Here is a 13,339-nt window from a genome sequence, read left to right as displayed (position 1 = left end):
AGTCTAACAGACGCAAATCTCAATCAAAGCACAAAAAAGGCACATTTTTGTAACATTTCCCATTACAAAAATATGCCTTTTTTTCTTTTACTCCGGACTTCGCAGCCGCTCTGTGATACTTTCTTTTTCCATTCCTGTAAGACAAGCCTGCGGCAGGAAAACAGAAAGAAACAGCAAAAGTATTCCGATAAAGAGCAGCGGCAGCACTGAAAATTCGTAGCTGACCGCCCAATCTATGGAATGGACATAGGCTGCGTCTGATTCATAATACTTGGGCATGATATACTGCAAAAACAAAGCCACTGCCGGAAAAACGCTGAGCATGGAGCCGATGCTGTAGAAAAGCCCCTCATACAGCACCATGCGTCTTACCCCGGAGGCGCTCATGCCAAGCCCCTGATACAGGGCAAAGGATTTTTTTCGCAGTATCATACGACTGAGCATCACATTCCCATAATTCAGGACAGCAATTAAAAGCAAAAAAAGCCCAATAACCAACTGCACAGAAATTGCCACGAACGTATCTCTTGAAAATTCTCTTACCCTCTCTGTTCTCCGCTCTACAAAAATTTCTCCCTGCTCTTCATAAGGCTTTAACACTTCTTCCACTGCTTTCCGGTATTCTTTTGGCAGGTTAAAATTGATTTGCCGAACGGGAATATCCGGAAATAAGGCTCTAAGCGCCTGAGGCGGCATAAGATAATTCAAAGAAAAGGCTGTATCCTTACTGTTTCTTCCTCTTAAAAACAAACCGGGGTCCTGCACAGTCATCAGCACGGTAAAAGTTTTATCTCCTATGTCAATCCGACTTCCTGCAGGCGCTGCGGAAATCCATGCCTCTGCAGAAGCTCCCACGGCTATAACATAATCCCCGGAAGCATATTTTTCTGCATCAAAGGTTCCGTCCAAAACATAATGGGGCATGGTCATAAAGTCCAGCGCATACCCCTCTGTCCCGTACAGCACACTTGTATATGTCTTTTCTTTTTCAAATTTCTCAAACCCTTCTGTCCAGGCAAAATCTCCTGCCATACTCTCTTTACGGCTCATGGTTTCGTCCCACTCACAGGGGCCATGATAAAACCTTGTAATGGTCTGATACAGGGTTTCATCTGCAGTAAGTTCTACTTCATGGGACAGACTTTCTCCAAAATCTTCCACTCCCGGAAGCCCTTGCAGCTTTTGAGAAAGCTCTTTTTTCAGATCGCCTGCCCCCTCATTATACCTCTGGATTTCCGAAGAACAGGACGGGTCTGCAATGGTATAATCACTGACTGCCATTTCCTCCAGATAATAGTCTGCATCATAACTGATATAACGAATATAGGTCCCGCAAAGCAGCAAAGACGCCAAAAACAGCAAAAGCACCGAAACCAGAAAACCGCCCTTTCCTTCCCGGACAGACACCCATGCCATACGCAAAAGGCTTACCTGTTTCCAGGATTTCCGTTTCCCTCTTCTGCTGCTTCCATGCTCCAGAATCTGTACCGGGGTGAGAAAAAACAGCTTTCGATAATCATAAAGAACAGCAATCCCTGCAGTCAAAATGCCCAGTATACCGCCCTTTAAAACAGAAAAACCAGAAAATCCGGAAAGCTGAGGATTGCTTTTTGTAAGTACCTCCAGCAAAGTATTTCCCACTCCCTGAAACAAAATCCCTCCTGCCAGACACCCCAGAGGAATTCCTGCCGCACAAACCCAGAGCATATGCCCCATACTGAAATACAGGGTCTGTCGGGGCGTCATACCAAGGGACTTCATGGAAGCCAGGTTCTCCTCTCTCTCCTGTCTGGATATAAGGAAAATACTGTGTAACATCAAAAAACCCGCTGCAAAAGCAAAGCAGATAAATATCAGATAAGAACTGAGTTTTTCTTTTATCTTTTCTATGTTTTGTTCATGGTGGTCTGCATTTATCTGCAGCTGTTCCCGGGAAATCCCTGCTGCCTCTGCCATTAAGTCTGCCCTTTTTGACAGGCTGCGGGGATTAAAAATATCCATTCCCACAATCTGATTTCCTGCTTGTGTTTCTCTGTATCCGGGGACAAGTGCTTCTGCCATATCCTCTGAAATCCAGGCATAGGCTTCTCCCTGGATAACCTCCCCTTTCCAAAAGCCGCACAGCGTAAACTCAGTCTTTTGCGTTTCCTCTTCTCCCCACTTTGTCCATTCTGCCGTAAACACAGTTCCGAGTTCATGGGGTAATCCCAGAGAATCCAGAGTTATAGTATCCAGTGCAATTTCCCCCGCCTTTTGCGGCATACGTCCTGTTTCCGGCATGGCAAAAACCGATTCCGCATATCCACTGTCCTCAGCAGCCAGGAAAGGCTGTCTGTATTCCAGTATTTCTCCTCCAAAATACCCGGCAGGCTGCAGCCGGACAAGATTTTTGATGTTTTCCTGCTCTTCCAGCAAATCCGCCTGCTCCTTTGTCAGATTCCGGTATACAATCTGGCTTTTTGAACCAAATTCCTTCTGATATTTTAAATGATAAGCCTGCTCCTCTCCACTCTGAAACTGAAACAGCAGGGTATAGACCATACTAATCAAAAAAACCGTAAGAACCGACAAGATACTGATTTTTTTATGGGTTTTTATCTGGCAGAAAACCAGCTTCCGGCAAATATTTAAATTGTTGTTTTCCATTGCATTCTGCCCGTCCTTTCCAGAATCTGTCCGTCCTCCATGCGAACAACCCGGTCCGCCATCTGAGCAATATCCAGATTGTGGGTAATCATAACCAGAGTCTGACGATACGTCTGCGCCGCGGATTTCAAAAGCCCCAGCACTTCCTGACTGGTGCAGGAATCTAAATTTCCGGTTGGCTCATCAGCCAGGACAATCCCACTTTTTAACATCAGCGCTCGGGCAATACTCACCCGCTGTTGCCCTCCGCCGGAAAGCTGTCCGGGATACGCGTCCAGACGGTTTTCCAGCTTTAAAAATCCCGTAATTTCCCGGAAAAATTCTTTATCTACAGCCTGTTTTCCCAGATTTACCGAAAACAAAATATTCTCTTTTATGGTCAGAGAGGGAATCAGATTATAATTCTGGTAAATAAACCCAATTTTGCTGCGCCGAAAAACAGCCAACTGCTTTTCCTTCATATCCTTTAATTCAATATTATCCACCACTACGCTTCCGCTGTCCGGATAATCCAGACCGCCAATCATGTTGAAAAGCGTGGTCTTTCCACTGCCTGAACTTCCTGTAATAACAGTAAATTTTCCTTTTTCAATATTCAGATTCACACCGTTTAAGGCTTTTACCTGACTTTCTCCTTTTCCATAAAATTTTTTCAAATCTCTTACTTTAATAATGCTTTCCATGTCTTCCTCTTCTGTCCTGTTTCTGTCTTTTCTATGATAATAAATATACAGAGAAGGTGCTTCCCTCTCCCTGCTTTGATTTCACTGTAATATAACCTCTTTGTTTGTTTAAAATCATCTGGGCAAGATACAGACCAAGCCCTACCCCTTCCTTTGCAGCAACCTCTTCTGCCCTGTAAAAGCGCTTGAAAATGTCATTATAATGCTCTTTTGCAATACCGATTCCTGTATCAGAAATATCCACCCTTGTATAAAACTGCCAGGGGTGAACGCTGATTTGAATGTTTCCACCCTCAGGGGTGTATTTTACTGCATTGGTCAGCAGATTTTCCATTGCCTCCAGAGTCCATTTTTCATCATATTTTGCACGGATATCCAGATCGCAGTCCAGGTTTATTTTCAGGTTCTTTTTTTCTGCCTCCTGCCATACGTCCTGCACAGCCTGCACCAGAGTATGATACAGATTTTGCCCCTCCATATGAAGTACAAAGGTTCCGGTTTCCAGCCGGGACATTTTAATCAGGGACTGCAAAAGAAACTCCAGCTTATCTACCTGGAATTCCAGTGTATGGGAAAATTCCTCTCTCTGTCCGCAGCTCAGGTTTTCCTGCTTCAAAATGTTGGAAAACAGCCTGATATTTGCCATTGGCGTCTTAATCTGATGAGAAATATCGGAAATAATTTCCTGTAGTTTCTGCTTTTCTGCCCGGTTTTCCTTTCTGTCCTCCTGCAGAATATTTCCGTACTGCAAAAGCTTTCCCTGTACCTTATCCGCCAGAGAATCATCAAAGGTCTGCTGTCTTTGTACTTCTCTCCCGGAAATCAAATCGTCCAGGCTTTCGCAGATATTATCCGTCAGTTTCCCTGCCCTGTATTTTTCATACCAGATCCGCGCCAGACACACTGCCACAAGGCTGATATCAAGAACCAACATAAGAATCCTTACCTCTTCTATAGGAACAAAAAGCCAAATCAGATATCCCATGCCAGCACCGAAAAATCCCAAAATCCCATATAAAAGTCCAGAAATCCATGTTTCTGCTTTTTTCATTCTTTTCTCTCCCTGCTTCATGACTGCTTTTCGTTCCACGCATAGCCGATTCCACGAATGGTCTGAATATACGCCTTATCCTTTCCTTCCAACTTAGTCCGCAGCCGGTTAATCACCACAGTAAGGGTGTGGTCATTAATAAAGCACCCGTCATTCCCCCAGAGCTGCTCCAACATTCTCTCTCTGGTGAGAATCTGTCCGCTGTTTGCAAGCAAAAGCCTTAAAATTTTATATTCATTTGGTGTAAGGGACAGCTTTTCTCCGTTGCAGACCACCTCCAGGGTTTCCAAATCAATCCGCAGAAAACCATCGTCAAAGCCCTGGAAGTTCTTCTCTGCTTCCAGATCTTTCTCCGAATTTCGCCGCAGCGCAACTTCGATTCTCCGCAAAAGCACAGAGGTGTGAAAAGGCTTTGTCACATAATCTTCTGCTCCCAAATCAAACCCTGTAAGCTCGTCCTCCTCCAGGTCATTGGCAGTAAGAAAAATCACGGGAAGATTCGGACGCAGCCTTTTCGCCTCCTGACATACAGAAAAACCACTGCCGTCCGGCAGATTTACGTCTAAAATTGCCAAATCCAATTTATCATGCTGCAGCACCTGCATTGCTTTTGCACAGTTGTAAGCGCTTATACTACAGTATCCTGCATTATCCAGTTCAAAACAAAGACCTGCATTTAAAGCCAAATCATCTTCCAGTACCAAAATTCGTTTCAACTTCCTGTTCCCCTCTTTTGTCCTTTTTTGCAGACTTATTTTACCATATCCCGTCCATGAAAAAAAGAGGTAAATTCTCCGGCTCTTTTTCCCTTATCGTTTCTAAATATAAGAAGCAGAATACTATCACTGGTACAGCCCAACCCAAACAAAAACCCTTCAGAAAAACAGGACTTTAAACCTGCACTCAAAACGTTTATAATAAGAGAAAAGAAAAAAACAGGAGGTATCTATCATGAATACATCAGAAGTAATTCGAAACCGACACAGTATCCGAAAGTATAAAAAGGGAGTCCAGATTCCCCGAAAAGATATTGAAACCATGCTGGAGGCTGCCATGTTTGCACCCAGCGCATGCAACACCAGACCCTGGGAATTTGTAGTCATAGAAAATGAAGATATACGGAAAAAAATCATGGAAATCAGTTCTCATACCAAAATGCTCCAGACCGCCAGTCTTGCTATTGTTGTCTGTGCCAGACCGGATCTGCAGGAAGGAAAATGCGCCGAATTTTATCCTCAGGACTGCGGCGCTGCCATTCAAAATCTGCTTTTGCAGGCTGCAGAACTGGGATACGGAACCTGCTGGTGCGGCTTTTATCCAGTTATGGAAAGAGTAGAAAAGCTGCAGGATTTACTGAAGGTTTCCAGCCTTCCTCTGGCTGTCATTGCTGTAGGTGAAGCAGATGAAGAACCCAAAACCAGAGGATTTTTTGACAAAGAGCGCGTAACTTATCTCTGATGAGGAGTTTTCATATATGAAAAGTATAAAAGAATTATTTGAAACTGCCAAAGCAGCCATGGAAAACAAAAAAGATTTTGTATTTGTCACTGTGATTGCCAGCTCAGGCTCCACCCCAAGAGGCGCCGGCTCTAAAATGCTGGTACTTCCGGACGGCACCTCTTTTGGAACCATAGGAGGCGGCAATGTGGAACACACTGCCGTTTTAGAATCACAAAATCTTTTAAAAGCCAAAAAATCCGCCTGCCAGGCTTATCGTCTTCAGGAGAATCAGGCAGCGGATTTAGGTATGATCTGCGGCGGAGATGTTTCCCTTTATTTCCAGTATCTTTCCTGGGACAATGATGCCTTTTATAAGCTTTGCTGTCAACTTTTAAAGGACTGGGATAAAAATGAAAATGCCTGGCTGATTCTGGACATTACAGAAGAAGCTGTGTGGCAATGTGGTTATTATCAGGAAAAAAGCGGCCTGATTGGTCTGTCTGTTTCAGAGCCCTCCTCTCTTTTAAAGCAACATGCCGTACAAGCCACCATTTCCGGACGGCGTTATTATAGCGAGCCTCTGATTCGAAAGGGCATGGTCTATATTTTCGGCGGCGGTCATGTGGCTCAGGAACTGGTTCCCCTTCTGGCACATCTGGATTTCTCCTGCACGGTGTTTGATGACCGGAAGCAGTTTAGCAATCCCAAACTCTTTCCTGATGCTTCCAGATGCATCAGGGGAGAGTTTTCGCAGCTTTCTGACTATCTGGAAATCACGGCTGAAGATTATGTCTGCATTATGACAAGAGGACACCAATACGATTATCTGGTGCAGCAGCAGATTTTAAAGACGCCCGCAAAATATATTGGGGTTATGGGAAGCAGAAGAAAAAAAGCCATGATTTGGGACAAACTGTTAAACGACGGATTTACACCGAAAGAACTGAAACGGATTCAAACGCCCATCGGACTGGATATCCGGGCGGAAACCCCTGCGGAAATCGCAGTGAGCATTGCAGGGGAACTGATACAGGTACGCGCTGCAGAGGAAAAACAGCAGTAACAGATTTTTATGTAACGATTTTCATATAAAAAGCAGATGCTGAGGAACTATCGCACAAAGCAGAAATGATATACCTGCTGCGACAGGTTCTTTCAGCACCTGTTTTTCTTTTCACAAAAGTTTTGGATCTGTCCTTTTCTTTTATTCTCCCAGCGTTTCCATAGACAGCCCATTTAACTCACACAGCGTATTTACCACTGCAAAAATAAGGACTGCCCCCAGCTTTGCGGTTGTATTATCCTGGTCAAAACGGGGAGAAATCTCACAGATATCAAACCCACGAATCTTCCGTGTCCGCAAAATATGCTTGATAATCGGAAGCACCACCTCCGGATCCAGCCCAAGAGCCTGTGTTGCACTTACCCCCGGCGCAAAAGCGGCAGAAAACACATCCGTACAAATGGTAAGATAGGCGGAATTACATTTATACAAAAAGGTATCCACCTTTTCCAGAACTGTAGAAAAATTAGAATTTTGAATTTCTTTTGCCAAAATATAGTTTACCCCCAAAGCTCTGGCATATTTAAAAAGACTGACCGTATTGCTGTGTTCCTGGATTCCCAGAGGAAGATAACGGTATTCTGCCCCCTCTTTTTTATAAATGTCCGCAATCTGCCGGAACATAGAGCCTGAAGACGGCCCGTTATCATAAGGACGAAGGTCAAAATGAGCGTCAAAGTTAATGATTCCCATGTCTAAAGGCTTCCCTTTTTTCTGCAAATCTGCTCGATGTCCCTGAAAATGTCCAAATGTTGTTTCATGTCCTCCACCTAATACAATGGGAAACAGATGCAGCTCTAAAAGCCTCTCTACTGCAAGTCCCAGCAATCTCTGCCCTTCTTCCATGGAGATTTCGTCACAGAGGATATTTCCTGCATCGTAAAACTGCACTTCTCTGGAAAAGGTACAGGGAAGATTGGACATCTGACCTCTGATAAAATCCGGCGCCAGAGCCGTTCCTACACGCCCTTTATTCCGTTTGACACCCTGTTCACTGCAAAACCCGATAAAAGCAAACCCCAGTCTGTTTTCCGGCATTTCTTCCTGAATATTTAAGTCCAGAGGTTGCACCCACTGATGCCAGCGAAACGCATCATAATCTGTGGTGCTGTCTATCCGACCGTTCCAGTATTCCATTGCACTTACATAATTTGTCAATAACATGGTTTTACCCTCTCCCTTCATTCTACCCCATTTCTCGCACAGATATCTCTCAGACAGCAGTCCTCACAATGGGGCTTTGTCCTGGCTGTACAGACATCTCTTCCATGATAAACCAGACGATGGCAAAAATCACTGCCTTCCTCAGGGGGAATGATTTTCCAGAGCGCCAGTTCCACTTTTTTCGGATCCTTGATCTGATCCACCAGTCCCATACGGTTTACCAGACGGATACAATGGGTATCTGTAACAATGGCAGGCTTTTGGAAAACATCTCCCATAATCAGATTTGCACTTTTTCTGCCTATCCCTGGTAGGTTTAAAAGTGCGTCAAAATCTTCCGGCACCTTGCCCCCATATTGATCCCAGAGAATTTTCATGCAGGCGCTGATATCCCGCGCCTTGCTTTTACCAAGTCCGCAGGGACGGACAATGGTTTCTATGTCTTCCGGTTCTGCCTGTGCCAGAGCCTGTACATCAGGATATTTTTTATACAAATCCTCCACAACCACATTGACTCTGGCATCTGTGCACTGGGCAGCCAAACGGACACTGACCAACAATTTCCATGCCTGGTCATAATCCAGGGTACACCCTGCGTCTGGATATTCTTCCTTTAACCGCTGAATAATCTCCAGCGCCAGTTCCTGTTTCTTTTCTTCTGTATAAGTTGTCATAATCCATTCCTCTTCTTTCTATACAGCCTATTATAAAATCTCTCCATAGGAAAAGCAATGGATTCTTTCTATTTCTGATTGGCCGGCTCCACAGCAATGGATTTCCCTTTAATTTTTACATTTTTCATAGCATGGAGTACAGATCTTGCATATTCTGTGGGTACTTCCACAAAGGTATATTTATCAAACATATCAATAGTTCCAATAAGTTTTCCCGGCATACCGCTCTCTCCGGCCAAAGCTCCCAGAATATCTCCCGGCTTTGCTTTATGTTTTTTTCCGATATTAATGAACAGGCGCACCATGCCCGGTTCTTCTGCTCCGGTATCCCCGAAATCCTCTCCTTCCTCTTCTGCACTGTCTGCCATTCCTGCCTGCATCTTTAAAAACGCTGCCGCCATATCCATGGCAGTATAATCGGAATAATTCAGCTTATCCTGTATAGCATCAATCATGGAAGTCAGATCCTCCTCTGCAATCATGGTTTCCACATGATCCAGAATATTTTCGATTTTAGTGTTTGCCACATCATTTAAAGATGGCACTTTCTGGGCATAAATCTTAGTCTTGCAGTAACGCTGAATCTCCTTTAACTTATAAACTTCTTTTCCGGAAACAAAGGAAAAGGAACGTCCAATCCGTCCTGCACGTCCGGTTCTGCCAATACGATGTACATAGTATTCATCGTCCTGAGGCAAATCATAGTTAAAGACCGCCTCCACCTCGTCTACATCAATTCCCCTGGCTGCCACATCGGTTGCCACCAGAATGTCTGTCTTTCCGCTTCGGAAGCCCTGCATTACCCGATCTCTCTGCTCCTGCTTCATATCACCGTGAAGTCCCGCGGCAAAATAACCTCTTCCCAGAAGGGCGGTTACCAGCAAATCCACCTGTTTTTTTGTATTGCAGAAAATAACGGAAAGTTTTGGTGTATAAATATCCAGAAGACGGGTCAGTACCTCTTCCTTGTTTTTGGGCTTTACTTCATAGTAAAACTGCTCAATATTGGGAACAGTGAGTTCTTTTTTTGTCACCTTGATAACCTTTGCGTTTTTCTGGAATTTTTTCGTGATTTCCATAATAGCTTTTGGCATGGTGGCAGAAAATAAAATGGTCTGCCTTTCTTCCGGTACTCCCTTTAAAATGGTTTCAATATCGTCCCGGAATCCCATATTCAACATTTCATCTGCCTCGTCCAGAACAACGGTGTGAATCTGATCCATTTTTACTGTTTTTCTCCGCATATGATCCATCACACGCCCGGGTGTTCCTACGATAATCTGCACTCCGCTTTTCAGGGAGCGAATCTGCTTTACAATCTCCTGCCCTCCATATACCGGAAGCACCTTGATTCCATGCATATATTTCGCCAGACTGCGGATTTCCTCTGCAACCTGAATAGCCAGTTCTCTTGTTGGACACAACACAATGCTCTGGGGTTTCTTTTCTTTTGGATTGATTTTCTGCAGAAGGGGAATTCCGAATGCAGCGGTCTTTCCTGTACCGGTCTGCGCCTGCCCGATAATATCTTTCCCTTCTATAATAATAGGAATGGCCTGCGCCTGAATGGGAGAAGCCTCTTCAAAACCCATATATTTCACAGCCTTTAAAATTTCCGGATATAGCTGCAGATTTTCAAATTTTACATTTTCCATATTTTATATTTACCTCTTCTTTCTGGCTGCTCAAAAAAAGAGAGCTGTTGCACCGCACATTTTCGACATGCAATCAATGCAACAACTCCATAAATAAGCAATCGTTTTTTATCATACCAGAACTGTATCTAATTGTCAAACAGCAGGTGCGTCACCGAAAACTGCCCGGACACAGTTGGCTGCCGGAAAATCCTTTTTTCCCATTCCATATCCGATTTTTTCCATCTTCATTTCCTGCATTCTTCCATAAGCAGAAGCATAGTATCTGAGAATCGCCGCACCGGTAGGCGTACACAATTCTCCCTCGATTCTGCCTGCGCTGCATGGAATACCTTCCAGAATTCTGGCAGTAGCTGGCGCAGGCACAGGAAGAATTCCATGGGCGCAGCGAACCTGTCCAAAGCCCGTAGTCACAGGCGATACCAAAACCTGAGTTGCTCCCAGCTTGTGAAACAGCATGGCGCAGCCTGTAATATCAGCCAATGCGTCCGCAGTCCCAACCTCATGAAAATGTATGTCTTTAATCTCACAGCCGTGCACCTGACCTTCTGCCTGGGCTATGATATGATAAATATTTCTGATATCCGCCTTCACCGCCGGGTTCAGGTTCAATGCTTCTATCTGTTCCGCAATATCCTTCATACCTGCATGGTGATGCGTATGGTGGACATGAGAATGAAAAAGCGAATCCCCATGTGCATGCGGCTCATGGGAGTGAATGTGCGCTTGCGTGTGAGCATGCTCACCTCTTTCTCTCTCCTTCTCCTGCTCATAACTGTGAAAAGCTTCTACTTCTTTTTCTATATCCAGACTTTCCTCTTCTTCCCCATGAATGCTCACACGCATATGGGTTCCTGTAATACCACACTTTACTGACGGCTCTGCCGTTACCTTTAGATGGGGAATCCCGGCATGATTCAATTCTTCTAAAAATTCTTCTTTTTCTTTTGGGGAAAGCAATTCCAGAAGCGCACCCATAAGCATATCTCCGGCTGCTCCCATATTACATTCTAAATATAAGGTCTTCATTCCTTCCTGCCCTCCAGATGGTTAATCATACTCGCCAGATATCCTGCTCCAAAACCATTGTCAATATTTACTACACTGACGCCGCTGGCACAGGAATTGAGCATAGACAGAAGTGCAGACAGACCCCCAAAGTTTGCCCCGTATCCCACGCTGGTTGGTACTGCAATCACTGGACAGTCTGCCATGCCGCCAATCACACTGGCAAGCGCCCCTTCCATACCTGCAATAGCCACAATGACTCTGGCGCTCATAATCTCTTCAATATGATCCATAAGCCTGTGCATGCCTGCAACACCTACATCATAGAGGCGTACCACTTCATTACCGTACACCTCTGCAGTCAGGGCTGCTTCCTCTGCTACAGCCATGTCGCTGGTTCCTCCGGTTGCCACGACGATTTTTCCCACGCCGTCCGGCTTGGGAATCTGCCCTACCATACCGGTTCTGGAAATTTCATCATAATGCAAGTCCAAAAATTCCCCTACATAGTCTGCCGCCTCTTTGCTCATTCTGGTAATCAACACGGTCTTTTCTTTTTCTTCTACCATAGCCTGGGCAATTTTTACAATCTGTTCCTTGGTCTTTCCTGCACCATAAATAACCTCTGCCATACCCTGACGGATACCCCGGTGTGTGTCCAGCTTGGCAAATCCCATATCTTTATAAGGTTCTGTCTTTATCTGCAGCAGGGCAGCCTCTGGTTTTACCTGTCCCTCAGCTACCTGCTCCAGCAAATTTTGCAACTCTTTTTTGTCCATGTAATTCAGGCTCCTTTTCTGTTTGCTTACTCTTATCATACTCCCAACCCCCTACCCCAGGGCAAGCATTTTTTGCTCAAAGGTTTGCGTCAAACGTTTGAGTTCTACACTGTCTTCTATTGTACTGGAACCTGTATTTCCTGTCAATGTAAACCTGCTGGTCTGTAACTCTGGGTTTTTATAAACAGGTATTTCTTAACTGTTCGCAGACTTCTGCTGCATCCAGAATATGTTTTGGCTCTGTGTCATGAGTGCCCGACGCCCCTGCTGTTATCAGGATATACTTCTTTCCATTTATACTTATAAGACTTCCAAGACAAAGACCTGCCTGTGAGGTATATCCTGTTTTACCTCCCAAAATCCCCTCCTCTGTTATCTGATTTCTTTCCATTTCCTGTCCCATGGTACTGTACACAGTGAATCCTCCCGGCTGTGAGGTTGTTGGCGCCATGGTATGGCTCTTTGAGGTGAAAATTTCGTAAAACTCCGGATTTTTCAGTGCATAAGATAAGAGCCGGGACAAATCCTCTGCTGTTGTATAATGATTTTTATTATGCAACCCTGTGGCATTGGTAAAATGCGTGTGCTTCATTTCCAATTCCTCTGCCTTCTCATTCATGCTTTCTGCAAATGCTGCCTCAGTTCCTTCGCAAACCCTTGCCAGAGCTTCACAGCACTCTGCTCCTGAGGGCAGCATTGCACCATAAAACAAATCCCTGTAGGACACCTGGTCCCCAGGGGCAAACCCTGCCATAGAAGCGCCCTCTGCATATAATTCAGGAAATATATCACTCTCAAGAACTGTTGTATGTTCCAGATTTCCCAGCTTTTCCATAGCCAGAACAACAGTCATTATTTTCGTGAGAGATGCGGGATAAATCCTTTTGTCTTCTTCTTTTCTTCCCAAAACTTTTCCGCTGTCCAGTTCCCTCAAAATTGCTGCTTTGCTGTTCAGCTTATTTAGCTCTATTTCCGGTTTTCCTATGGAAGTTTCCAGACTGCTAAATTTCTTTCCAAAATATCCGCCTACCCAGGTAACTCCTGCAAGCAGCCCATAAGCAATGGTCAAAAATAGGAGAAATCCCCATAAAATATGTTTTCTTCTTTTTCTTCTTCGTTTTTTCTGCATAAAAATACCTTCCTTTTCTTTTGCCTGTACAGCTTTTATGTGTACTT

12 protein-coding genes are annotated in these 13,339 nt (G+C 44.5%); 2 read left to right on the top strand and 10 right to left on the bottom strand.

The window, feature by feature from the left end; genetic code table 11:
• Positions 1–87: 87 nt before the first annotated feature.
• The 4 genes from DQQ01_RS06775 to DQQ01_RS06760 are packed head-to-tail and all read right to left on the bottom strand — an operon-like array spanning position 88 to position 5,096.
• Entirely contained in the window at positions 88–2,646 is a 2,559-nt protein-coding gene (locus DQQ01_RS06775) for an FtsX-like permease family protein (RefSeq protein WP_111919435.1), read from the bottom strand.
• Positions 2,628–3,329, bottom strand: a complete 702-nt coding sequence (locus tag DQQ01_RS06770; RefSeq protein ID WP_111919434.1) for an ABC transporter ATP-binding protein — start codon at positions 3,327–3,329, stop codon at positions 2,628–2,630. The genes DQQ01_RS06775 and DQQ01_RS06770 overlap by 19 nt, the downstream gene beginning before the upstream one ends.
• 31 nt (positions 3,330–3,360) lie before the next feature.
• Positions 3,361–4,380, bottom strand: coding sequence for a sensor histidine kinase (locus DQQ01_RS06765; RefSeq protein ID WP_111920859.1), 1,020 nt, complete (start codon positions 4,378–4,380; stop codon positions 3,361–3,363).
• Between the two features lie 17 nt (positions 4,381–4,397).
• Complete coding sequence (locus DQQ01_RS06760) at positions 4,398–5,096, bottom strand: response regulator transcription factor (RefSeq protein WP_111919433.1); 699 nt, start codon at positions 5,094–5,096, stop codon at positions 4,398–4,400.
• Between the two features lie 235 nt (positions 5,097–5,331).
• Here DQQ01_RS06760 and DQQ01_RS06755 point away from each other — a divergent pair, with 235 nt between their 5' ends.
• Entirely contained in the window at positions 5,332–5,838 is a 507-nt protein-coding gene (locus tag DQQ01_RS06755; RefSeq protein ID WP_111919432.1) for a nitroreductase family protein, read from the top strand.
• 16 nt (positions 5,839–5,854) lie between these two features.
• A complete protein-coding gene (locus DQQ01_RS06750; RefSeq protein ID WP_111919431.1) occupies positions 5,855–6,883 on the top strand; it encodes an XdhC family protein in 1,029 nt (342 codons plus the stop codon).
• 141 nt (positions 6,884–7,024) lie between these two features.
• Here the strand turns inward: DQQ01_RS06750 and hutG are convergent, their stop codons facing one another.
• From hutG to DQQ01_RS06720, 6 genes are all read right to left on the bottom strand, one after another.
• Positions 7,025–8,047, bottom strand: coding sequence for a formimidoylglutamase (hutG, locus tag DQQ01_RS06745; RefSeq protein ID WP_111920858.1), 1,023 nt, complete (start codon positions 8,045–8,047; stop codon positions 7,025–7,027).
• A 17-nt stretch (positions 8,048–8,064) separates the two neighbouring features.
• A complete protein-coding gene (locus DQQ01_RS06740; RefSeq protein WP_111919430.1) occupies positions 8,065–8,721 on the bottom strand; it encodes an endonuclease III domain-containing protein in 657 nt (218 codons plus the stop codon).
• Positions 8,722–8,789: 68 nt separating this feature from the next.
• Positions 8,790–10,376, bottom strand: a complete 1,587-nt coding sequence (locus DQQ01_RS06735) for a DEAD/DEAH box helicase (protein ID WP_111919429.1) — start codon at positions 10,374–10,376, stop codon at positions 8,790–8,792.
• A gap of 135 nt (positions 10,377–10,511) precedes the next feature.
• Positions 10,512–11,405, bottom strand: a complete 894-nt coding sequence (gene larC / locus DQQ01_RS06730) for a nickel pincer cofactor biosynthesis protein LarC (RefSeq protein ID WP_111919428.1) — start codon at positions 11,403–11,405, stop codon at positions 10,512–10,514.
• Positions 11,402–12,163, bottom strand: a complete 762-nt coding sequence (larB, locus tag DQQ01_RS06725; RefSeq protein WP_111920857.1) for a nickel pincer cofactor biosynthesis protein LarB — start codon at positions 12,161–12,163, stop codon at positions 11,402–11,404. The genes larC and larB overlap by 4 nt, the downstream gene beginning before the upstream one ends.
• A gap of 178 nt (positions 12,164–12,341) precedes the next feature.
• Positions 12,342–13,292: a D-alanyl-D-alanine carboxypeptidase family protein gene (locus DQQ01_RS06720; protein ID WP_111919427.1), complete on the bottom strand. Its 951-nt coding sequence runs from the start codon at positions 13,290–13,292 to the stop codon at positions 12,342–12,344.
• Between the last annotated feature and the right edge of the window lie 47 nt (positions 13,293–13,339).

This window comes from Blautia argi, assembly GCF_003287895.1.
Classification (GTDB): Bacteria; Bacillota; Clostridia; order Lachnospirales; family Lachnospiraceae; genus Blautia; species Blautia argi.
The sequence above is the reverse complement of the archived record's forward strand: the minus strand, read 5'-3'. Positions and strand labels throughout refer to the sequence as shown.

Excerpts from the sequence above, each read along its gene's own strand:
- DQQ01_RS06750 (WP_111919431.1), top strand. The coding sequence starts at position 5,855 with ATGAAAAGTATAAAAGAATTATTTGAAACTGCCAAAGCAGCCATGGAA.
- DQQ01_RS06755 (WP_111919432.1), top strand. The coding sequence starts at position 5,332 with ATGAATACATCAGAAGTAATTCGAAACCGACACAGTATCCGAAAGTAT.
- larB (WP_111920857.1), bottom strand. The coding sequence starts at position 12,163 with ATGGACAAAAAAGAGTTGCAAAATTTGCTGGAGCAGGTAGCTGAGGGA.
- DQQ01_RS06775 (WP_111919435.1), bottom strand. The coding sequence starts at position 2,646 with ATGGAAAACAACAATTTAAATATTTGCCGGAAGCTGGTTTTCTGCCAG.
- larC (WP_111919428.1), bottom strand. The coding sequence starts at position 11,405 with ATGAAGACCTTATATTTAGAATGTAATATGGGAGCAGCCGGAGATATG.
- DQQ01_RS06770 (WP_111919434.1), bottom strand. The coding sequence starts at position 3,329 with ATGGAAAGCATTATTAAAGTAAGAGATTTGAAAAAATTTTATGGAAAA.
- DQQ01_RS06735 (WP_111919429.1), bottom strand. The coding sequence starts at position 10,376 with ATGGAAAATGTAAAATTTGAAAATCTGCAGCTATATCCGGAAATTTTA.
- DQQ01_RS06740 (WP_111919430.1), bottom strand. The coding sequence starts at position 8,721 with ATGACAACTTATACAGAAGAAAAGAAACAGGAACTGGCGCTGGAGATT.
- DQQ01_RS06720 (WP_111919427.1), bottom strand. The coding sequence starts at position 13,292 with ATGCAGAAAAAACGAAGAAGAAAAAGAAGAAAACATATTTTATGGGGA.
- DQQ01_RS06765 (WP_111920859.1), bottom strand. The coding sequence starts at position 4,380 with ATGAAAAAAGCAGAAACATGGATTTCTGGACTTTTATATGGGATTTTG.
- hutG (WP_111920858.1), bottom strand. The coding sequence starts at position 8,047 with ATGTTATTGACAAATTATGTAAGTGCAATGGAATACTGGAACGGTCGG.